This is a genomic window from Actinoplanes sp. NBRC 101535, from assembly GCF_030269225.1.
Lineage (GTDB): Bacteria > Actinomycetota > Actinomycetes > Mycobacteriales > Micromonosporaceae > Actinoplanes > Actinoplanes rectilineatus.
The window spans coordinates 167165-187954 of the sequence record NZ_BSSY01000010.1 but is presented as its reverse complement, the minus strand read 5'-3'; the positions used below and the strand labels follow the sequence as shown (position 1 = coordinate 187954).

General features: G+C 72.5%; 17 protein-coding genes. 11 read left to right on the top strand and 6 right to left on the bottom strand.

What is annotated here, in order from left to right; genetic code table 11:
- Positions 1–154 precede the first annotated feature (154 nt).
- The 5 genes from QSK32_RS27025 (at position 155) to QSK32_RS27005 (ending at position 7693) form a co-directional block, all read left to right on the top strand.
- Positions 155–1201: a hypothetical protein gene (locus QSK32_RS27025; protein WP_157411328.1), complete on the top strand. Its 1047-nt coding sequence runs from the start codon at positions 155–157 to the stop codon at positions 1199–1201.
- Positions 1198–3687, top strand: coding sequence for a LuxR C-terminal-related transcriptional regulator (locus QSK32_RS27020; RefSeq protein WP_285473512.1), 2490 nt, complete (start codon positions 1198–1200; stop codon positions 3685–3687). The genes QSK32_RS27025 and QSK32_RS27020 overlap by 4 nt, the downstream gene beginning before the upstream one ends.
- Complete coding sequence (locus QSK32_RS27015) at positions 3684–5312, top strand: sensor histidine kinase (protein WP_285473511.1); 1629 nt, start codon at positions 3684–3686, stop codon at positions 5310–5312. The genes QSK32_RS27020 and QSK32_RS27015 overlap by 4 nt, the downstream gene beginning before the upstream one ends.
- Positions 5309–6094: a cellulose binding domain-containing protein gene (locus tag QSK32_RS27010; protein WP_285473510.1), complete on the top strand. Its 786-nt coding sequence runs from the start codon at positions 5309–5311 to the stop codon at positions 6092–6094. Before QSK32_RS27015 ends, QSK32_RS27010 begins: the two co-directional genes overlap by 4 nt.
- A gap of 252 nt (positions 6095–6346) precedes the next feature.
- Positions 6347–7693: an FUSC family protein gene (locus QSK32_RS27005; RefSeq protein WP_285473509.1), complete on the top strand. Its 1347-nt coding sequence runs from the start codon at positions 6347–6349 to the stop codon at positions 7691–7693.
- A 71-nt stretch (positions 7694–7764) separates the two neighbouring features.
- On the opposite strand, the gene QSK32_RS27000 is transcribed toward QSK32_RS27005, so the two are convergent.
- The 3 genes from QSK32_RS27000 to QSK32_RS26990 form a co-directional block, all read right to left on the bottom strand.
- On the bottom strand, positions 7765–8421 hold the full coding sequence (locus QSK32_RS27000; protein WP_045745703.1) for a biliverdin-producing heme oxygenase: 657 nt from the start codon (positions 8419–8421) through the stop codon (positions 7765–7767).
- A 70-nt stretch (positions 8422–8491) separates the two neighbouring features.
- The gene (locus QSK32_RS26995; protein WP_285473508.1) at positions 8492–9469 is read right to left on the bottom strand and encodes a WxL protein peptidoglycan domain-containing protein; all 978 of its coding nucleotides are present in this window, start codon (positions 9467–9469) and stop codon (positions 8492–8494) included.
- A 73-nt stretch (positions 9470–9542) separates the two neighbouring features.
- A complete protein-coding gene (locus QSK32_RS26990; RefSeq protein ID WP_285473507.1) occupies positions 9543–10727 on the bottom strand; it encodes an HtaA domain-containing protein in 1185 nt (394 codons plus the stop codon).
- Positions 10728–10898: 171 nt separating this feature from the next.
- Between QSK32_RS26990 and QSK32_RS26985 the strand changes: the two genes are divergently transcribed.
- From QSK32_RS26985 to QSK32_RS26970, 4 genes are all read left to right on the top strand, one after another.
- Positions 10899–11627, top strand: coding sequence for a hypothetical protein (locus QSK32_RS26985; RefSeq protein WP_285473506.1), 729 nt, complete (start codon positions 10899–10901; stop codon positions 11625–11627).
- Positions 11624–12643 (top strand): heme/hemin ABC transporter substrate-binding protein, encoded by a 1020-nt coding sequence (locus QSK32_RS26980; protein WP_285473505.1) that lies wholly within the window; start codon positions 11624–11626, stop codon positions 12641–12643. Before QSK32_RS26985 ends, QSK32_RS26980 begins: the two co-directional genes overlap by 4 nt.
- Before the next feature lie 71 nt (positions 12644–12714).
- Positions 12715–13722 (top strand): FecCD family ABC transporter permease, encoded by a 1008-nt coding sequence (locus tag QSK32_RS26975; protein ID WP_245674173.1) that lies wholly within the window; start codon positions 12715–12717, stop codon positions 13720–13722.
- The gene (locus tag QSK32_RS26970) at positions 13719–14519 is read left to right on the top strand and encodes a heme ABC transporter ATP-binding protein (protein WP_285473504.1); all 801 of its coding nucleotides are present in this window, start codon (positions 13719–13721) and stop codon (positions 14517–14519) included. The genes QSK32_RS26975 and QSK32_RS26970 overlap by 4 nt, the downstream gene beginning before the upstream one ends.
- 51 nt (positions 14520–14570) lie before the next feature.
- On the opposite strand, the gene QSK32_RS26965 is transcribed toward QSK32_RS26970, so the two are convergent.
- The gene (locus QSK32_RS26965; protein WP_285473503.1) at positions 14571–15707 is read right to left on the bottom strand and encodes a calcium-binding protein; all 1137 of its coding nucleotides are present in this window, start codon (positions 15705–15707) and stop codon (positions 14571–14573) included.
- A gap of 321 nt (positions 15708–16028) precedes the next feature.
- Here QSK32_RS26965 and QSK32_RS26960 point away from each other — a divergent pair, with 321 nt between their 5' ends.
- Positions 16029–17240 (top strand): hypothetical protein, encoded by a 1212-nt coding sequence (locus tag QSK32_RS26960; RefSeq protein WP_285473502.1) that lies wholly within the window; start codon positions 16029–16031, stop codon positions 17238–17240.
- Between the two features lie 63 nt (positions 17241–17303).
- Here the strand turns inward: QSK32_RS26960 and QSK32_RS26955 are convergent, their stop codons facing one another.
- Positions 17304–19313 (bottom strand): hypothetical protein, encoded by a 2010-nt coding sequence (locus QSK32_RS26955; protein ID WP_285473501.1) that lies wholly within the window; start codon positions 19311–19313, stop codon positions 17304–17306.
- Positions 19310–19639 carry a PadR family transcriptional regulator gene (locus QSK32_RS26950; RefSeq protein WP_045745709.1) on the bottom strand — a complete coding sequence of 110 codons (330 nt, stop codon included), beginning with the start codon at positions 19637–19639 and terminating at the stop codon, positions 19310–19312. Before QSK32_RS26950 ends, QSK32_RS26955 begins: the two co-directional genes overlap by 4 nt.
- A 187-nt stretch (positions 19640–19826) precedes the next feature.
- Here QSK32_RS26950 and add point away from each other — a divergent pair, with 187 nt between their 5' ends.
- Positions 19827–20774 carry an adenosine deaminase gene (gene add / locus QSK32_RS26945; protein WP_045745710.1) on the top strand — a complete coding sequence of 316 codons (948 nt, stop codon included), beginning with the start codon at positions 19827–19829 and terminating at the stop codon, positions 20772–20774.
- Positions 20775–20790: the final 16 nt, after the last annotated feature.

The following is a 20790-nucleotide window of genomic DNA, read 5'->3' as shown; positions in this document are numbered from 1 at the left end:
GGTCGCCGCCATCCGGTATCGGGGTCGATTCCCCAACCCCGAACGCCTGGTCATTAGGGGATTAGGGGATCTCCGGTCCGCGATTTTTGGGGGGACGGTTCTCCCCCGCCTTTTGGTACGAACGTGAGGTACCGACATCTGAGGAGATGAACACGTGCCCTACGTGCTGGGAGTTGACATCGGTGTCGGCACTGTCCGAGCGGCGGTCTGCCGGCGTTCCCCCGAGGGGGAGCGTGGCGGCTCGGGGTGGGGGCCGGCCCAGCCGGTCTCCCTGGGTGTCCGTTCGCCGATGGTCGCCTCCGCCCTGCGGATGACCGGTGACGGCACTGTCGTTCCCGCCGAGGTGGGCCAGTACCCGGCCGACGCGGTGGGCGGCTACCTGAACCGGGTCGGCGATCCGCTGCCGATGCACTTCGCCGGCGGCTACTTCCCCGCGCACGGGCTGACCGCCGCGATGGTCCGCTGGGTGGTGGACCGGGTCTGGGAGCTGATGGGTGAGCCGCCGATGCGCGTCGCCGTGGCGCACCCCTCCACCTGGGGCGGCGGCCGTCTGGGGCTGCTGCGGGCCGGGCTGGACGAGGCGGACCTGGCCGGTGCCGTGCTGGTGACCAGGGCCCGGGCCATCGTGGAGTGTCATCAGGCCGCCGGCCGGGCGTCCACCGGCGGCGGGCTGTTCGGCGTGTTCCGGCTGGGCGGCTCCACCGCGGAGGTGGCGCTGGTGGCCCCGCAGCAACCGGGCCGGATGGAGCTGCTCGCCGCGGCGGAACTCAACGACGTCGGCGGTTTCGAGGTCGAGGGCCTGACCCCGGCCGAGGCCCAGTCCGTGCTCCGTCCCACCGTCGATCTCGCGGGTGCTCTGATACGCAGCCGAGGACATGCTCCCGGCGATCTTTCGGCAATTCTGATCGGCGGCGCGGATGGCACCGTATGTACCTACGTGTCCGATCTTCTCAGCGTCGATTTCCCGGTCCCCGTCGTCCGTGACCCCCAGCCCCGGATGACGGTCGCGATCGGTGCGGCGCTGGCCGGGCGGCCGCCGTCCCGCCGGAACCAGCCGGCCGTGGTGGCACCCACCGACGCGTTCGCCGTGCTGCCCGCCGCCCCCGAGCCGATGGAGATCACCCGGGTCCGGGGCACCGCCGGCGAGTGCCCGCCCCGGCCGCCGGTCACCCGCGTCCCGGTGCGGGCGGAGAGCGGATGAGCGCGCCGGTGATGAACGCCCGGTCCGCCGCCGCGGACCTGCTGGCCAGGGTGATCGCCGACCCGTCCGCGCCGGTGCACGCCGTCGTCGTCGCCCCCGGCGGTTACGGCAAGAGCACCCTGCTGCGGCAATTGGCGGACGCCTATCGCGGTGCCGGTGTGCCGGTGGCCGGCCCCTGGCCGTCCCGGGCGCCGGACACCGACCACGTCCTGTTGATCGACGACGCCCACCTGCTCACCCCGGAACACCTCGATGAGGTACGCGACCACGCCGCGCGCCCGGGTGCCCGCGTCGTCGTCGCCCACCGGCCGCACCCACGACGGCCGGAACTGGTGCGGCTGGTCGAGGCGCTGCGCCGGGGCGGACCGGCGATCGCCCTTCCGGCGCTCACCACGGAGCAGGTCGCCGAACGCGTACCGGCCGAGGTCGCCGCCTTCGTCACCGCGCAGACCGCGGGCATTCCGCGATACGTGGCCCGGATCGCCGACGCCCTCGCGGCCGGTCCGCCCGTGCCACCCGGCCCGCCACAGGTCCCGGTTGCGGCGCTGGCACCGTTCGCCGCCGACCTGGACGAGCTCGAGCCACGCGTACGCATGCTGCTGCTCGCCGTCGAGGCCGGCGCCGGCCTCTCCTTCGATCTGATGGCCGCCGTTCTGGAGGACGGCGCCGACGTGGCCGACCTCGTCGACGAGGGCCGCGCCACCGGCATGCTCGCCGCCGACGGCACGCTCGTCCCGCTGGCCCAGCGAGCCATCGCCGTCCTGGGCCCGATCGGTCAGCGCATCGACGTGCGCCAGCGCCTGGCGGCCCGGCAACTGGCCCGCGGCGGCCCGGTGCTGTCCCTGATCCGCCCGCTGTTGCAGGTCGCCACGGGCCCCGGCCTGGTGCCCGGTGCGGCCGGCAGCAGTCTCGGCCCGGTCTACGAGGCCGCCGGTGAGGAGGCGCTCGGCGACGATCCGGCGCTGGCCGCGGAGTTGTTCGAGGCCGCCGCCGGTGCCGGCCGCACCACCGCGGCCCGCCGTGCCCTGGCCATCGCGCTCGCCGGCGACCTGGACCACGCCTCCCGGCTCACCGACCAGGTCCTGTCGGCCGGCACGCCGGAGCAGCGGGCGGAGGCCGCGTACGTGGCGGCCGCGGTCCTGGCGCACCGCGGTCAGACCACTCAGGCGGTGCGGCTCTACGAGTGGGCGGGTTCCGGCGTGGCGGCCGGGTTCGCCGCTGTCGGGCTGGTCGCGACCGGCCGTCTCGCCGAGGCCGAACGTCTCGTCCGCCCGGACGAGACGTCCGCCCGACCGCCGACCTCGCTGAGTGCGGCGGCCACCCTGATGGCCCGCGGTACCGCCGAATCGGTCACCGGTCCGCCGGCCGCCGCACTGTCCACCCTGGTCCAGGCCGCGGCAATGATCATTCCGGCGGGTCCGTCGACGCTGTTGCCGGACAGCCCGGCCGCGGTCGGCGCCCTGGTCGCCATGCACTGCAGCGAACTGGACGTCGCCGAGTCGCTGCTGGTCCGCGCCGAGCGTCACCAGACCGGTGGCGCCCTGCTGGCCGCCCGGCACCGGCTGCTGGGCTCCTGGATCCTGCTGTTGCGCGGCCGGCTGTCCGACGTCGAGCAGCGTCTGCCCGAACCTGGTGGCGTCGCCGCCCCGGAGGGCCGGGACTCCCTGTTCGGCAGTGCGCTCCGGGTCGGCCTTGCCCGCCGCAACGGCGACCTGGTCGGTCTCCGCAGCGCCTGGCCGGACGCCTGTCAGGCCCTGATCGGCCAGCCGGTGGAGTTGTTCAACCTGCTGCCGCTGGGCGAACTGGCGGTGGCCGCGGCCCGGCTCGGTGAGCTTCACCGGGTCGCCGGGCATCTGGCCGAGGCCGACCGGCTCCTCGCCGAGCTAGGCGACCCACCACTCTGGTCGGTCGTTCTGCACTGGTTCCGGTTGCAGGCCGCGATCCTGGCGGACGACCGGGTCACCGCCCGTCAGCACGCCGACCGTCTGGTGGAGTTGCGCGACGCCGGGGCGTACGCCGCGGCCTACGCCGACGCCGCCACGGTCTGGCTTGACGTGCTCGCCGAACGCGCCGACCCGGAGTCGGTGCTGGTCGCGGCGCGCGGGCTGAACCTCGCCGGGCTCGCCTGGGACGCGGCCCGGCTCGCCGGGCAGGCCGCGATCCGCACCTCGGACCGCAAGGCGATGGCCCTGCTGCTGGAGTCCGCCCGCGTCCTGCAAGATCGTGGAGCACGACCCGAGACCAGCGCGGCACCGGTTCGGGCCGCGAACCCCGGCCAGCAACTGCTCAGCGCCCGGGAACGCGAGGTGGGCGCGCTGGTCCTGGCCGGAATGACGTACAAACAGATCGCCGACCGGTTGTACCTGTCGGCGAAGACCGTGGAGCATCACATGGCACGCATCCGGCAGCGACTGGGCTGCGCCGACCGTCACGAGCTGCTCAGCCGGCTTCGCGAGATCATCGGCGACCCGAAGAGCGGCCTGTGAACCGGCGCACCCGGCTGTTCGGCGCCGGACTGCTCGTGGCGTTCTGGGCCGGTGCCGCCGTGCCCGCCGCTCTGGGTGCGGTCGAGGCGAACGCCTTCCGGGCCGCGGCCGAGGAGCGGGAGCAGACCGTCGACGAGGTGATCCTGGCCCTGGAGGCGGAGCGGCGGGTGTCCGTCGCCCACAGCACGGACACCGCGCTGAACGCCCAGCGGGCCGAGACCGACGAGGCGGTCGGACGGCTGCGGCAGGCGGCGTCGGGTCCGGCCACCGACGGGCTGTCGGCCCGGCTGAACGACCTGCCGGCCGTCCGGGCGTCGGTCGACGACGGGGACACCGCGCGCCAGCGGATCGTCACCGCGTACTCCGAGGTGATCAGCGCGTCCTCCCCGGCGGACGTCGTGACCGCGGACGCCGGGATCAGCGCTCTGAGCCGTTCCCGGGAGATCCTGGCCGAGGAGGACGCCCTACTGGCCGCCGCGGCGGCCGCCTCCGCCGGGCCGACTCCGGCCGACCGGACCCGGGTGGCCAGGCTCTCCGGTGCCCGGCGGGCCCTGCTCACCGCCGCGGGCGGGGCCCTGCCCGCCGACGCCACGGAACGCCACCGGCAGTTGTCGGCCGGCACGGCGGCGACCCAGCTGACCCGCTTCGAGGACGCCTTCGCGGCCGACGCCGGCGACGCCCCGGACCCGGCCGTCTGGGCGCCCGCGTTCAACGAGCTCAACACGGCTCTCTGGGACCTGCGGGACAGCGCCGGCGACGAGGTGGTGGCGGCCGCCACGGCCCGCGCGGTGACCGCCACGGTGTGGGCCGGGACGATCGGCGGTGTCGGGTTCATCGCCCTGGCCGGCTGGCTGGTGGTGGCGTTGCGCCGCCGGTCCGCCGAGACCGCGGCCCCGGTGCCGGCCGCCGGCCCGGTCCGCTCCGGGCCACGGCTCGCCGACGAACTGCTGCGCGACCTGGGACGCCGCAACCAGGGCCTGGTCCAGCGGCAGCTGCGCCTGCTCGACGCGATGGCCCGCCGGTCCGGCGACCCGGAGACCCTCGCCGATCTGCGACGGGCCGGGGAGTTCGCGGTCCGGCTCCGGCGCAACGTGGAGAAGGACGTCACCCTCACCGGCGGCACCCCGGAACGCCCCTGGTCACGGCTGGTGGCGGTGGACGAGATCATTCAGGAGGCGGCCGCCGAGATCGCCGATCACGAACGGGTGACGGCCACCGAGGTGGAGTCCGGCTATCTGGCCGGGACCGCGGCGACCGATCTGACCCATCTGCTGGCCGAGTTGATCGAGAACGCGACCACGTTCGCACCGGCCGACTCACCGGTGGTGGTCGCCGGGCAGCACGAGCCCGACGGCTACCTGGTGACCGTCTCGGACATCGGGCCGGGCATGACCGACGACGACCTGGCCACCGGCCACGAGATGATGGCCGCCTCCGAGCCGCCCGGCGCCTGGTGGGGGCTGTGGGCGGCGGGCCGGTTCGCCGACCGGCAGAAGGTCGTCGTCCGCCTCCACAACAACCCTGACGGCGGGCTCACCGCCGCCGTGCTGATCCCGGCGACGGTCGTGACCGGCCGCCCGGACAGCCTGGACACCCGAACCGATCTGCAGGCGGTCACCGAATGACCAGGAAACGCCGCACCCCGGCAGACGTGGTACGCGACACCGCATGGTGGCTGGCCACCGCGTTGCTGACCGGTCCCGCCCCCGAACCGCGCATCCGGGCCGCCGGGGCTCCGGCCCGTCCTCGCCGGGCCGGGCGTCTCCTGCTGGTCGCGGGGGTGCTGGCAGCCGTGTCGATCACGGCGGTGCTGGTCGTGGTCCAGCTGAACCGGCCCGGTCAGGGCGATGTCCAGCCGGATCAGGCGGCAGGCTTGCCGGGTTTCCGGGACGGGACCGGCATCTCCGCGACCTCCGACGCCCAGGCTCCAGCGGCCGGGGCCCCGGCGGTGACCTCGTCGTCGCCGTCACCGTCCGCGTCGGTGTCCGCGAGCGGCGCCGCCTCGTCGGCACCGGCGCCGGCATCACCCTCGTCCGGCGGTGCGGTGCCGAGCAGCGGTACGGCGCCGGAGGCGGTGCCGCTCACCGCCGGGTACACCACCACGCCGTACGTGGCGGGGCTGCTCGGCTACAAGACGCGGGTGGCGGTCGGCAATCCCGGCACGGTGGACCGGACCGGCTGGACGCTCGCCGTGACGATGCCCCGGTCGACGCTGCGGATCGACAACGTCAAGGGTGCGTCGGTGACACAGCAGGGCGCGGTCTGGACGTTCGTGCCGGACCCGGCGAGCGCCGCGGTCACCGCGGGTGGGCAGGTCGAGGTCTCCTTCGACGTGTACGGCGCGACGCTGATCGATGCGGCGCCGTCGGACTGCAGCATCGACGGGGAGCCGTGCACGTCGTCATGACACGAGCAACGGCGGCGTAGGACGGGCCCGGCGGGCGCAGAACGGGCCCGGCGGGCGATCAGCCGAGCGCGTCGGGTGGGCACGAGGCCGGGTATGGCGGATAGGTGTGGCGGAAGTGACTGAAAAGGATCATTCAAGGCGACACCCGTCACAGTTGGGGTAAATGCCCTGGATGCGGCTTTCGGCAGGGATAACTTCGAGAACGTCTCCGGTTCTCCTGTCCGTCCCCCCGCGTCTAGTAGAAGGCTTCCGTTGTTCCGTTCGCTCCTCCAGCACCCGAATCCGATCATCCTCGTCACCATCGGCCTGCTCCTCGGCGCGCTCGTCAGCGCGCTGCTGCGGCGCACCGCCCGGCCCGCGGTCGCCGCCGTCTGGCGGGCCGTGTTCGCCCGGCTGCGGCCGCATGTGCCGAAACGACTGCGGCGGGTGGTCCGGTGGTGTGCTGAACGGGTCGAGCCCGCCACCGTCCGGTCGATCCTGGTCACCGCGGTCGCGGCCGGCGGCGCCTGGTTCGCGGCGGAGACGCTGCACATGGTCGGGCCGGTCACCGCGGCGATCTCCGCGACGCTGTCGGTGCAGATGAGCTCGCACGCCTCGATGCGGGAGGGCGCCCGCCGGCTGATCGGCACACTCGCCGGGATGGCCGTCACCGTCGTCGTGTGGGGGACGTTCGGGCTGAGCCTGTGGACGATCGCGATCATCGCCGGATGCGGTCTCGCCGCCGGGCGGCTGCTGCGCCTCGGGGACAGTTCGGTCACCGTGCCGTTGACCTCGCTGGGCATCCTGGTCGCCGGCAGCACCGTCACCGAGTCCTTCGTGTGGCAGCGGGTCGCCGCGACCGGCCTGGGCATCCTGGTCGGCATGATCCTGTCACCGCTCGTCGGCGGCATGACCCCGCTGGAACGGGCCCGGGAGCGCCTCGCCCACCTCTCCGCCGAGATCGCCCGTCTGCTCGGCAACCTGGGCACCGGGGTCCGCGACGGCTACGACCGGGAGCAGGCCGCCGCGTGGCTGGCCCGGTCCCGGGAACTCGACGAGGACCTGGCCGAGGCCGGCGCCGCCGTCGACGAACTGCTCCGGCAGGCCCGCTGGTCGCTGACCACGCCGGTGGCCCGGGTGGCGCCCCTGCAGCAGACCCTGCGGGCTCTCGAGCACGGGGTGCACCAGGTCAACTCGGTGGCCCGGTCGATGTTCGACGCCGCCGTCACGCCGCGGGCGGCCATGGTGCCGGAGCAGATCGGCTCGGTGCTGACCGCCGCGTCGGAGGCGTTCGCCTTCCACGCGACCGTGGTGGCGGACCGGCAGGCCAACACCGCCCGGGACGCGGAGAACCTGCACAAGCTGCTGGAGACGTTGCGCGAGGAGCGGCAGCGGACCCTGCGGAAGGTACGCACCGAGGTCGACGACACCGGCGTGCTGGTCCTCACCGGTTCGATCATCACGGACGTGGACCGGATGGCCGGCTCCCTCGAGTTGTCCGCGCCCGCGCTCACCGTCGGCGTGCAGGCGCCCGGCCCGGGCATCCCGGCCGTCTCCGAGGTGCTCCCGACCGTCCGTCTGATGCTGAAGAAGAAGGCACTCGCCAAGACCGCCCGTTAGCGGCGCCGTACGCGATCCTGGTGCGGTGACCACCGTCCGAGGGGGGACCCGCACCAGGATCGGCGCAGGGTTCAGGCAGCGGCGGGGGTGCGGTCCTCGGGGAAGATCAGGCCCATCTCGTGGAAGATGCCGCCGTTGAGGCGGAAGGCCAGCTGCGCCTCGGCGACCGCCGTCTCCAGCTCGGCCTCGGAGAACGGCAGGGCGTCCAGCCGCTCGCGGTAACCGGTCTTGTACGCCCGCGCGTCCGGAATGGCCTCGAAGCGGTAGAACATCGTGCCGGCCTGCTCCAGCCCGTACACCCCGGAGAGGGTCCGTCCGATCATCTGGCCGCCACTCAGGTCGCCCAGGTAACGGACGTAGTGGTGGGCGATGAAGTGCGGCCGCGACGTGGAGCAGTGTTCGCGCAGGTGGTCGGTGTAGCGCCGGGTGGCGTCCAGCTGGGCGATCTCGGACTCCCAGCCGGGGCCGTACAGCTGCGCCAGGTCGGCCTCCAGCGCCGGCACCCGGGCCAGCGCGGGGTCGGCGAACGGGCCGGCCACGTCGTCGTCACGCCATCGTTCGGCGGCCTGTTCGAGTACGCGGTAGATGTGCAGGTATTGCGCGGTGAGTTGGGCGAATCCGGCGATCGGCACCGTGCCGGAGGCCAGCCGGGTGATGAACGTCCTGGTCTCGGCCTCGCGGTGCTCAACCATCGTGGCCCGGCGGATGCGGGCGGCGAATCCGGTCATGTCGGCTCGTCCTTCCTGATCAACGGTGTGGCGGGGAGGCGGCACGACACCGATGTCGTGTTCATCGTCCTCATGAAGTGGTGACGGTGTCCAGACCCGCGGCCCGCTTGCGGCGGACTTTCCGGGCGTATCGGAAGGCCAGGGCGAGCAGCGCCACACCGAGCAGCGCGACCAGAGCCCACGGCCAGGCCCAGACACCGGTGGCACGGGTCACGGTCGGCAGCTTCTGGTCGAAGCTGGCCGGCACGACGTCGACCTGCGCGGCGAGTCGCACGGTCGGCTGCACCCCGAGGATCTTCTCGGTGATGGTCACGGAACCGCCGGGCAGCAGTTCCGGAAGTTCCAGGTCTTCGGTACGCGCCAGCTCCCAGCCGAGCGGCCCGACGACGCGGACCGAGCCGGCGCCGGTGAGACGCAGGTTCCCGGTGTTGCGGACGAGATACCGCACGGTCATCACGCCGCCGTCGGCCGGGTTGGCGGCTTGCGCGTACTCCAGGCGTACCGTGTCGATCGCCAACGTGGGCGCGACCGCGCCCGCCACGGTGAGATAGACGCGGGCCGCGACCCGGCGGTCCACCAGCACCTTCTGCCCCTGGGCGTCGACCGATTCCTCGGCGATCGAGGCGACGATGCCACCGGCGTGGTCCCCGGGGGTGGCGTCGGTCGGCACGGTCACCGAGAACGGGATGTCCAGGCGGGTGTTCGCCGGCACGGTGTACGCCCGCGCGCCCAGTGTCACCCAGGAGCCGATGTCGGTGGGCTGTTGCGCGGCCGGCAGCAGCGCGAACGAGCCGTCCTCGGTGTTGTACGCGTCGGTCCCGTATACCGTGAAGGTCAGTTTCCCGGCGGTCAGGTTGGTGACGCCGACGTAGTCGGTGAACGTCTCGCCGGGGGCCGCCCGCGTGATGATGTAGTCCCGCCCGTCCGGCCCTTTCGCCGTCGACGGCTGCACGGACCAGCGCAGGTCGGAGTCCTTGGGCGCGGCCTGGGCCGGTGCCGGTGCGAGGACCAGGAGAAGAACCGCGGCCAGCACGCCTCGGACTTTCATTTCACTCCTTACGATGGGGCCGGGCCGGCCGGGAATCGTTGCGGAATCCCCGGCCGGTTCCCCCACCCGTGGATCAGGCGAGCGTCAGGGTGAGCACGGCGCTGTACTCACCGGCGGCGCTGGACTCGGGAACACCGAGGTTCAGCGTCGCGCCGCAGGTGGAACTGCCCAGGCTGCCGCCGGTCTCGGCGCTGCACAGCGTGCGGCTGGTGCCGAGGCCGGTGCCGGGGGCGACCGGGTCGCCGGCCGACACGGCGTTGGTCACGCCGCCGGCCGCCTTGAGGGTGCTGGTGGTGACCGCTGCGGTCGGTTCCCAGCCCAGGTTGGCCGCGGGGATGTTCCCGCCGCCGGCCGACGTGAAGTCGGTGACCTGGCCGACCAGGTCCCAGCCGGCGTTGGTGCCGCGCAGGTCGCTGACGGTGACGGCGTTCAGGGCGCCGGTCGCGGTCTGGCCGGGCGTCGCCGCGGAGAGCGAGACCGCCGAGCCGGCCGACGTCAGGGTCAGTGCGCCACCGGCGACAGCTGCCTTGATCGTCTGAGCGGCGGAGCCGTTGCCGGTGCCCGGTTCCGTCGGATCCGTGGGGTCCGTCGGATCCGTGGGGTCCGTCGGATCGGTCGGGTCCGTGGGATCGGCCGGGTCGGTCGCCTCGTCGGACGCCGTGGCGTTCACCGGGTCGAGAGCGGTGCCGGCCGAGTAGAAGCCGGCGAACGCGCCGGCCCCGTTCGCGGTCAGCGTGGCGCCCAGGCCGGCGAACGACACGTCGCCGTCGGTGACGGTCGGCGCGGTGGTCACCAGGGTGGCCACCTCGGCCTGGTCGAGGTGCTGCTCGGTGGTCCCGTTGTTGGCGACCAGATCCACGTCGGCCAGTAGCGACCCGGTGCCGTCACCGTTGACGACGAGGGTCGGGTCGGCCAGTGTGATCTCGAACATGTGCGCCGGGTACGAGAAGACGACCGTCCCCTTGTACTTGACCGTGGCCGTGCCCGCCGAGGCGTCGTAGGTGCCACTGGCGGCCGGGAAGTCGAACGTCCCGTCGGCGTTGCGGCTCGCCCCGTCGGTGGTGGCGATCGGCGGGGTCCCGTTTCCGGTGGAGACGTACGCCCGGAACGAGGCCTTGAAACCCCAGTCCAGGCTGCCACCGGCGACGTCGACCGGGGCGGCCGCGGCGGGCGAGGCTCCGGTCAGCACTGTGGCGGCGCCGAGCGCGAGCGCGCCGGCCCAGAGGCCGACCCGATGCGGGCCGTTGATTGTGCCCATGCTCGTTTTCCTTCCGAATAGGGCAGTGCTCGCTAGTACGAGCGAAGTTAGGCTAGCCTCACCTAATCTCGCGATCAAAAGCAAGATCGCATCGGTTTGATTTCGGTGGAGGCGAGGGTGCGCATCGGCCGGAGAGCCACAGTGGTGGCTCTGGCGCTGTTGGTGACGGTCATGACCGGGACTCCCGCGTCGGCCGCGAAACGGCTGTCCGTCTCCAAGACCGAGAACCTGTCCCGCAGCGGGGAGACGGTCACCGTCACCGGCAGCGGCTACAACGTGGAGAAGGGCATCTACGTGGCGTTCTGCCTGGACAACGGGCCGGGCGTGCTGCCGTCCCCGTGCGGGGGCGGCGCCGACATGAGCGGCGGCTCCGGCTCGTCGGTCTGGATCTCGTCGAACCCCCCGTCGTACGGCGAGGACCTGGCCAAGCCGTACGGCAAGAACGGCTCGTTCTCGGTCTCCCTCAAGGTCAGCCAGATGATCGGTGACATCGACTGCGCCGTCCGCGGCTGCGCGATCGTGACCCGGGCTGATCACACCCGGACAGCCGACCGGTCGCAGGACAAACGGGTCTCAGTCCGGTTCGCCCCGGAGAAGACCAGCGGCGGCACCACCACGACGGCCGCCCCGGCCGTCACCGGCAATGCCACCACCAAGGCACCGACCGGGAAACAGACCACGCCGGTCGGGCCGCCCACCGGGAAGCTCGCCACCGCCGCGCCCTCGCTGGAGGCCGCCGCGGTGGAGCAGTTGCAGGTGGCGCAGCCCGCACTGAACCGGACCAGCACCGCGACACCACTAGGCCACTGGTGGGCGATCGGCGGCGCGTTCCTCGTCGGCATCCTCGCCGCGTCCCTCACCGGCCGGGTCCGCCGCCGCAGGCAGGAGAAGACCGCATGAAACGAGCCGCCCTCCTCATCGCGGCCCTGACACTCACCGCCGGCTGCACCTCGGTCAGCGAGATCGGGCCGGAGACCGAACCGGCCGCGGCCGGCGGCGCCTGCGGGGTGACCACGGCGAAACTGGCGGACGAGGACGTCACCCCGCTCTCCCCCGCCCCGGCGCCGCGACTGCCGGTCACCGTGGACTCCGCGGACAAGCGCAAAGTCACCGTCACGAGCGCCGACCGGATCCTCGCCGTCAACCTCTACGGATCACTCGCCGAGATCGTCTTCAGCCTCGGGCTCGGCGACCGGGTGATCGGCCGCGACACCTCCACCACCTTCCCCGCCGCGGCGAAGCTGCCGCTGGTCACACCGCAGGGACACGACCTGTCGGCGGAGGCGGTCCTCGACCTGAACCCGACCGTACTGCTCGCAGACGACACCATCGGGCCGGCCACCGTGCTCGACCAGATCCGCGACGCCGGCATCCCGGTGGTGATCGTCGACGACGAGCAGTCGCTGGAGACCATCCCCGAGCACATCCGGGCCGTCGCGGGCGCACTCGGCGTCCCCGCAGCGGGCGAACAACTGGTCACCCGGGTGCAATCGGAGATCGAGGCGGCCGAGAAGACCGCGCCCGCCCAGGGCGAGCCGCTACGGATCGCGTTCCTCTACGTCCGCGGGACGGCCGGGGTCTTCCTGATCGGCGGCGACGGCGCCGGCTCGGACTCGATGATCGAGGCGATCGGTGCGGTGGACGCCGGCACCGCGGCCGGGCTGAAGAAATTCCGGCCGCTGACCAGCGAAGGCCTGATCAACGCGGCACCGGACGTGATCCTGGTGATGACCGAGGGCCTGAACAGCGTCGACGGGGTGGACGGGCTGCTCGAACTGCCGGGCGTCGCGCAGACCCCGGCCGGGATCAACCGGCGGATCGTGGACATGGACGACGGGATCCTGCTGAACTTCGGCGCGCGGACCGGCAAGGCGGTCGAAGCACTGGCCACGGCGGTCTACGGGCCGTGCCGGTGAGCTCCGCCGTTTCCCGGCGGGAGCCGGCGATCCGATCGACGAGCCACGGGAGGCGCAGCGCGTACCTCATCGTGGGTTTGATCTTTGTTCTGGTGGTGATCTGCCTGGTCGCGGCGGGACGGGGGCAGGTCCCGATCTCCCCCGCCGAAGTGGCCGGTTCGCTGCTGCACCGGATCGGGATCGATCTCGGCCCGCTGCCCTCGGCGGTACAGGGTGAGAACGCGTTGTGGCTGGTCAGGTTCCCGCGGGTGGTGCTCGCGGTGGTGGTCGGCGCGGCACTCGGCTGCGCCGGCGCACTGATGCAGGGCGTCTTCGGCAACCCGCTGGCCGAGCCGGGCGTGGTCGGTGTCTCCGCCGGCGCCGCGGTCGGTGCGGCCGCGGCCATCGTCAGCGGCGTCACCTTCCTCGGGGCCTGGACCACCGCGGGCGCCGCCTTCGCCGGCGGTATGATCACCACCTTGATCGTGTACGCGATGAGCCGCGCCGACGGCCGCACCGAGGTCGTCACGCTGGTCCTGACCGGTGTGGCGGTCAACGCCACGGCGGGCGCGCTGCTCGGTCTGCTGATGTTCCTGACCGACGACGACGGTGTCCGGGCGATCGCCTTCTGGCAGCTGGGCAGTCTCGCGCAGGCCACCTGGGGTGCGGTTTCGATCGCCCTGCCCGGCGCCCTGACCGGCATCGGCGTGGCCCTGCTGCACGCCCGCAAACTCGACCTGCTGGCCCTCGGCGAACGACCGGCCCGGCATCTCGGCGTCGACACCGAACGCCTGCGGATCATCGCCATCGTCGCGACCGCCCTGCTCACCGCGTCGGCGGTGGCGTTCACCGGGATCATCAGCTTCGTCGGGCTGGTCGTGCCGCACCTGATCCGGATGGTCGCCGGGCCGGGACACCGGGTGCTGATCCCGGCGAGCGCACTCGGTGGCGCGGTGGTCGTGGTGACCGGTGACCTGATCGCCCGGACCGCTGTCGATTACCAGGAACTACCGCTCGGGGTGCTGACCGCGGTGGTCGGCGGGCCGGCCTTCTTCTGGCTGCTGCGCCGCACCCGGGCCCGCGCGGGAGGCTGGGGATGAGAGCGACCGGGGTGACCGTCGGTCTGGGCGGGCGGTCCGTCGTGGACGGTGTCGACCTGCACGCCGATCCGGGCGAGGTGGTCGCGCTCGTCGGGCCGAACGGCGCCGGGAAATCGACGCTGCTCGCCGCGCTCGCCGGGGACGTCACGCACGGCGGGCGGGTGGAGATCTCCGGCAAGGGGGTACGCGAATACCGGCCGCTGGAGCTGGCCCGCCTCCGGTCGGTGCTCCCGCAGAAGGCGACGCTCTCGTTCCCGTTCGCCGCGGGTGAGGTGATCGCGATGGGCCGGGCCCCGTGGGCGGGGTGCCCGGAGGCGGCCGACGACGCCGCGGCGATCACGGAGGCGATGCGCCTGACCGACACCGCCACTTTCGCCGAACGACCGTTTCCGCAGCTCTCCGGGGGTGAGCAGGCCCGGGTGGCGCTGGCCCGGGTGCTGGCCCAGCGCACACCCGTGCTGTTGCTCGACGAGCCCACCGCGGCGCTCGACCTGCGGCATCAGGAACTCGTGATGGGCGCGGCCCGGGCACGGGCCTCGGCGGGCGCCGCGGTGATCGTGGTGCTGCACGATCTGGGGCTGGCCGCCGCCTACGCGGACCGGGTCTGTGTGCTGGAGGCCGGGCGGGTCCGGGCCGTCGGCGACCCGGACGAGGTGTTCACCGGCGAACTGCTGAGCGCGGTCTATCAGCATCCGGTCGAGGTGATGCCGCATCCGCGGTCGGGGGCGCCGCTCGTCGTCCCGGTCCGGGAGTTCCGGTCCGGGAATCCAGGTCCGGACCTCCCGGACCGGGACTGAGAACGGCCCGCCGCGGTGTTCCCGCGACGGGCCGTTGCCGGTCTATCCGATTCAGTTCTGCGCCGCGCGGAGAGCCTCGACGCGCTTGAGGCCCTCGGCCACCTTCACACTGCCGGCGCCGACGCTGCTCGCCGAGAAGTCACCCTCCTCGAGCCACTCCTGCGGAACCGCGGTGAGCTCGCAGTTGACCGAGGTGCTTCCCTCCACCGCCAGGCAGATGTCGCCGGCCTCGGCGTGCGCGCCGCCGTCGAGCTTGTCCTTGGCGGTGGTGCTGCCGGTCGGGAGGAAGTCGTCGTCGAGGTCCTCGCCGATCAGGACGTCGTCGCCGGCGTCACCGTACAGCGTGTCGGTGCCGGTGAAGCCCCACACGAGGTCGTCGTCGGTGCCGCCGAAGAGCCGGTCGTTGCCGTCGTCGCCGGAGACGATGTCGAGCCCGGCGTCGCCGAAGACCGTGTCGTTGCCCGGGCCGCCGAGCGCCATGTCGTCGCCCGCACCCGAGTAGAGCTTGTCGTGGCCCTGCTCGCCCAGGAGGATGTCCATGCCGGCGCCGCCGCTGAGCGTGTCGTCGCCGGTGTTGCCCCAGATCTCGTCTTCGCCGGCCTCGCCGTAGATCGTGTCGTTGCCCGCGCCGCCGTCGAAGAGGTCGTCGCCCGCGCCGCCGTAGACCTTGTCGTTGCCGGCGTTGCCGTCGATGTTGTCGTTGCCGGTGCCGCCGTAGAGCACGTCGTTGCCCGCGTTGCCGACGATCCGGTCGTTGCCGGTGCCGCCCTTGAGCGTGTCGATCCCCGAACCGCCGTTCAGGGTGTCGTTGCCGGAGCCGCCGTCGGCGACCAGCGCCACCCCGGTCTTGTTGGTGACCTTGTCGTTCTTGTCACCGAGGTTGGCCGTGATCTTGGTGGTCTTCTTGGCGGTGGTGCACTTGACCTTGGTCTTGTCGCCCTTGACCGCCTTGCAGCCCTTGCCCGCCTTGATCGCGACCTTGTCGTCGAGGGTGACGGTGCGGCCCTTGATCGTGATGACCAGGTTGTTCGCCTTGCCGGCCGCGGCCGTGAAGGCGACGGTCGAGCCGGACACCTTGGCGGAGCCGGTCGAGGCCGCCTGAGCGGGCGACGCCAGGAACGCGGTCGAGGCGACCGCTGCGGCGGCGGCACCGATCAGAGCGAGCTTCCTACGCTGAAGCAAGAACATGGATTCCCCCGTCGAGGTGGCGATCGTCGTTGTTCGATCGACAGCAGAACGGTACCGTAGCGACGCAAGGCTCGCGTCGTCCGTCCATATCGGAATTCGAGCCCTTCGGATGATCATCGCCTGCACGCCGGAATCCACTTTCGTCCGATCCGGGCGGCGGCCGCCCGGACGAAAAACTGCACAGACGGCAAACAGGCAGCTCACAGGGCAGATTCCGGTATCACTTGAAACTAATGATCAAAAGTTTTGATCCGGCCGTGGGAACGCTCCCGTATTCGGGGCCGAAGCGCACAGCTCGTTCCTCGGAAGGCGTAGGTTCCCATGTACAGGTCCCGGTTCAAGAACCCTCGCACCACTGCTCGTCGCTGGCAGGCCGGCGCGGTCGCGGGGGTCGCGGTGGCAATCGTCGGTGTGGGACTCGGTGTCGCCTCGGCCGCCGAGGCGTCGCCCACGGTGAACTGCTCGCCGCTGAAGATCACCGTCAACGTGCCGTCGCAGGCCACCGATGAGGTGAAGCGCAACCTCGAACTGCTGAACACGCAGATCGACGAGGCCAACGCGCGCATCGTCAGCACGAAGGGTCAGGGCGGCCCGAACTTCATCCAGAACGCGATCGTCGGCCCGCTGCAGAGCAAGCGGTTCGCCACGATCAACCGCATCGAGACGGCGATCGGCCGCAACGCCGCCAAGCCGGACCTGAACGCCGAGGGCCTCTCGGTCTGCTCGCTCAACGCGAACGGCGGCGCGTCGGTCAAGAACCCGACGTCGTTCCCGACCGCCGCGGCCGGTAACACCGGCAACACCGGCAACGCGGGCGGCAACACCGGCAACAACGCCGGCGGCAACGACAACGCCGGCGCGAACACCGGCGTCGCGACCGTCAACTGCCCGCAGGTCGCCGTCACCGTGGCCGTGCCGCAGCAGGCGCAGGCCGAGGTCGTCCGCAACCTCGAACTGCTGAACACCCAGATCGACGAGGCCAACGCCCGGATCAAGAGCACCGTCGGACAGGGCGGCAAGAACTTCATCCAGAACGCGATCCTCGGCCCGCTGCAGAGCAAGCGATTCGCCACGATCAACCGCATCGAGACCGCGATCGGCCGCAACGCCCCGAAGCCGAACCTGAACGCCGAGGGCCTCTCGGTCTGCTCGCTCAACGCGAACGGCGGCACCTCGACCAAGAACTCGACGAGCGTCACCGTCCGCCAGGCCGGCCAGAACGCCGCCGGCACCGGTGCGGCCCCGACCGTGAACTGCCCGGCCGTGAAGGTCAACGTCACGATCCCGGCGCAGGCCCAGGCCGAGGTCACCCGCAACCTGGAGCTGCTGCAGACCCAGATCAACGAGGCGAACACCCGGATCGTCAACACCGTGGGCCAGGGCGGACCGGCGTTCATCCAGAACGCGATCCTCGGCCCGCTGGCGGACAAGCGATTCGCCACGATCAACCGGATCGAGACGGCGATCGGCCGCAACGCCGCCAAGCCGAACCTGAACGCCGAGGGCCTGTCGGTCTGCTCGCTCAAGGAGTGACCCACCCCTGATTCACGGGCCCGGCCGGCGGAGAACAATCCCCGGCCGGGCCCGTTCGTCTTCTCAGCCGGGCACGACGTCGGTCACCGGCTGCCAGCCCGGACCCGGCTCCGCCACGACCGCCGGCCGGCCGTCGATCCGGGCCGCGGCCACCGCCGCGAGCGGCAGCAGGAGCAGCGCCGCCCCGGGCACGATCGACAGGCCGTCCGCCGGGTAACCCGAACCCTCGACGATGAACAGCATGTTCGGCGCGAAGGCCCCGAGGTACAGGCCGGCCAGGAAGAGCACGACCACGCCGGGGATCCCGGCCAGCGTCAGCGCGGTCCACACCGCGACCGTCCGGCCCCGGCGCCGTGAACGATGACGGCGCAGCAGCCAGAGGACGACCACCGCGACCGGGACGCCGGCCAGCGCGCCCCAGAGGCCGTACCCGGTGTCCTCGGAGCCGGTGTCCACCGGGTAGGTCCCGGCCGCCACGACCAGCGCGACCGGCAGCACGATCAGGGTGATCGCCGCCCACACCGGAAGCCGGTACCGGCTGAGCACCACCGCGGGGACCATCGCCAGCAGCACCCCGAGGACGGCCAGGCCGGTCGTGGTGATCTGCAGGCCCGCGGGGAGGTACGGGTGGTTCACCCCGGGCGTGCCCTGGGAGAGGATCAATGGCCCACAGGCGGCGGCGAGCACCGCACCCGCGGCGACCCGCCGGCGCAGTGCCCCGGCGATCCGGGGCTCGTCGAGCCGGCCGCCGGCGACGAACCACGCCAGGGCGATCGCCACCGCACCGAGCAGCAGCGTGATCTGCAGACCCGTCGCGCCGGTCGGCTGGAGCCGCATCAGCACACCGTTGAGGGCGAGCAGGTTGACGGCGAGCACCACCGCGGACGGCGTCGCGCGCCGGCGGTCGGCGGCCGCGATCAGCATGCCGAGGGCGGCGATCAGGATCGCCGTCCAGCGCAGCTCGGCCACCCACAGGTAGATCTCGCCGTCGCCGCCCGGCATCGGGGCGTTCCGGGAGACCACCGGCATCGCCGGGTCGAGGATCGCCAGCGTGTACGCCCACGCCACCACGCCGAGCGTCAGGCACGCCGATCCGACGGCGACGACGGCGGCCGGCATCGTGACGGCCGGCTCCTGCTCCGCGGTGGCGGCGACGGGCATCCGGCGGGGCAGTGGCCGGACCGCGGCCAGTCCGAAGGTCAGCGCCAGCGCGGCGAGTGCGACGAGGGTGACCGCCCACGGTCCGAACCAGTAGAAGGCCCGGCCGCTGAGCCCGTCCACGATGACCTCGTACTCCGGGGTGGGCGTGCCGTACAGCAGGGACGCCTCGGCGGCCCGCAGGCCACCGGAGAGTCCGTCCGCACTGGACACGACCATCGGCAGGGTCCCGGCGACGGCGGCGAGCACGCTGATCAGCGGGGTGCCGAGCAGGATCAGGAACACGGCGGTCCGGCGCCGGGCCCGGACCGCGGCGACGCCGAGGACGGCGATCGCGGGCGCCCAGACGACCAGGGCCACGAGCAGGCCGACGACGAAGACCCACTCCTGGCCGGTCACCGCAAGCAGGTAGATCACCGGCGCGAGCAGCAGGGGAGCGAAGAAGACCGAGGTGGCCGGCCCGAACCGGTCGATCCGGTCGATCGGCATCCGGCGGCCCAGCCAGCGGCCGGCCGGCACGCACACCAGGATCGCCACCGCCCCGTCGATGAGGGTCACCGGCCAGGTCATCGGCGTCATCTCGACGCCGAGAGGCGCGAGCAGCATCATGCTGACCGAGAAGGTCGAGGTCAGGAAGCCGAAGATGAGCAGCCCGGCGAGCATCAGCGCGGCGGCCGGGGCCATCGGGCCGGTGGTCTCCGACCAGCCGCGGGGCGCGCCGCTGCGGTCATGCACCGGCGGGGCGGTGAGCAGGCTGAACGCGAAGGCGAACGCCTGCCGCGCGCCACCGGGCTCGGCCTCGATCGCGGCCATCTCGGCGTGCCACTCACGGGCCATCTCGTCGCGGATCTCGGCCGGCCAGCGCCGGGCGGCAGCGTCGACGGCCCAGCGGGTCAGCCCGTGCAGCGCGCTCACGCGGGACGCACCTTGGCCGACGGGCTGTGCGTGCGGTCGAGCTGCTGCCGCAGGGCCGCGATCTCGGCGCGGGCCGCGACCAGGCCGTCGGGGGTGAGGCGGTAATAGCGGCGGGCCGGGCGACCGGCGGCGACCGGATCGATCTCCTCCCACACGGCGTCGACCCAGCCGGCGTTCTGCAGGCGCAGCAGGATCGGGTAGAGCGTGCCGCTGGGATGTCCGCTGGCACGCATCAGATCGAGACCGTAGCGGTCGGCGTCGGGGTCTTCGAGGAACGCGACCAGCACCTTGATCACAGCCGCGGTCACCCGGAACGGGGGTGTCATGCGGGACACCGTAGCCCACCCTCAGCCGTTTTTCTACATAGGGTGTGAGCTGTTAGGCTGCCTCCGTGATCGCGACGACCTCGAACCGGCCGAAATCGGTCTTCGGCGATCACTCGTTCCGCAAGGACTTCTACCAGTAGTCGCCCGTCGCACCCCGACGGCCACCACTACCGGAAGAGAAGACCCCATGTCACTGATCGACCTGCACCGGCACCTCGAGGGCACGCTGCGCGTGTCCACCACTGTGGAACTCGCCCACCGCTACGGCCACCCGCTGGCCACCGCCGACGACCCGGAGGACCTGCTGGTCGCCCGCGGCCCGCTCGGCGGCCTGATCCCGTACCTCGCCAAGGTCGACGCGGCGCCGTCCGCGTTCCAGACCCTCGACGACTGGCAGCGCGCCGCCCGCGAATGCGTACGGGACGCCGCCGACGACGGCCTGGACTACCTCGAGGTGCGGTTCAGCCCGGCCTTCATCGCCCAGGAGACCGGCCTGGCCCCGGAGGCGGTCATCGACGCGGTCGCCGACGGCGTCCACGCCGCCTCCCGGGAGTCCGGCCTGCCGGTCGCCCTGATCGGCATCCTGCTCCGCGACCTCGGGCCCGAGCAGGGCACCGCCCAGATGAAGACCCTGCTGACCAGGCAGGACCTGTTCTGCGCGGTGGACATCGCCGGCAACGAGGCGGGCGTGCCGGCCGCCGAGTTCGCCGACCCGTTCCGCCTGGCGCGCGACGCCGGCCTGCACGTCACCGTGCACGCGGGCGAGGCGGCCGGGCCGTACAGCGTGTGGGACGCGGTGCGTCATCTCGGCGCCGAACGGATCGGCCACGGCATCCACGCGGTCGAGGATCCCGCCCTGCTCGAGCACCTCGCCGAGCACCGGATCACGCTCGAGGTCTGCCTGACCAGCAACCTGCACACCAGCGGCGCCCCGAGCTACGCCGAACACCCGGTGCGGCGGCTGCTCGCGGCGGGCGTGCCGGTCGCGCTCTGCACCGACGATCCCCGCACGTCGGCGATCACCCTGTCCGGCGAGTACCGCGACGCCGCCCCCCGGGCCGGCCTGTCGTCCTCCGATGTGGAGCTGATCCAGGACCATGCCCGCCGGGCGGCGTTCGCTCTCCCCGGGAGCTGATGCTCAGCCTTTCTCA

Coding starts and splice junctions, on each gene's coding strand:
- QSK32_RS27020 (WP_285473512.1), top strand. CDS start 1,198: ATGAGCGCGCCGGTGATGAACGCCCGGTCCGCCGCCGCGGACCTGCTG.
- QSK32_RS27010 (WP_285473510.1), top strand. CDS start 5,309: ATGACCAGGAAACGCCGCACCCCGGCAGACGTGGTACGCGACACCGCA.
- QSK32_RS27000 (WP_045745703.1), bottom strand. CDS start 8,421: ATGACCGGATTCGCCGCCCGCATCCGCCGGGCCACGATGGTTGAGCAC.
- QSK32_RS26995 (WP_285473508.1), bottom strand. CDS start 9,469: ATGAAAGTCCGAGGCGTGCTGGCCGCGGTTCTTCTCCTGGTCCTCGCA.
- QSK32_RS26990 (WP_285473507.1), bottom strand. CDS start 10,727: ATGGGCACAATCAACGGCCCGCATCGGGTCGGCCTCTGGGCCGGCGCG.
- QSK32_RS26985 (WP_285473506.1), top strand. CDS start 10,899: ATGACCGGGACTCCCGCGTCGGCCGCGAAACGGCTGTCCGTCTCCAAG.
- QSK32_RS26980 (WP_285473505.1), top strand. CDS start 11,624: ATGAAACGAGCCGCCCTCCTCATCGCGGCCCTGACACTCACCGCCGGC.
- QSK32_RS26970 (WP_285473504.1), top strand. CDS start 13,719: ATGAGAGCGACCGGGGTGACCGTCGGTCTGGGCGGGCGGTCCGTCGTG.
- QSK32_RS26965 (WP_285473503.1), bottom strand. CDS start 15,707: ATGTTCTTGCTTCAGCGTAGGAAGCTCGCTCTGATCGGTGCCGCCGCC.
- QSK32_RS26960 (WP_285473502.1), top strand. CDS start 16,029: ATGTACAGGTCCCGGTTCAAGAACCCTCGCACCACTGCTCGTCGCTGG.
- QSK32_RS26950 (WP_045745709.1), bottom strand. CDS start 19,639: ATGACACCCCCGTTCCGGGTGACCGCGGCTGTGATCAAGGTGCTGGTC.
- add (WP_045745710.1), top strand. CDS start 19,827: ATGTCACTGATCGACCTGCACCGGCACCTCGAGGGCACGCTGCGCGTG.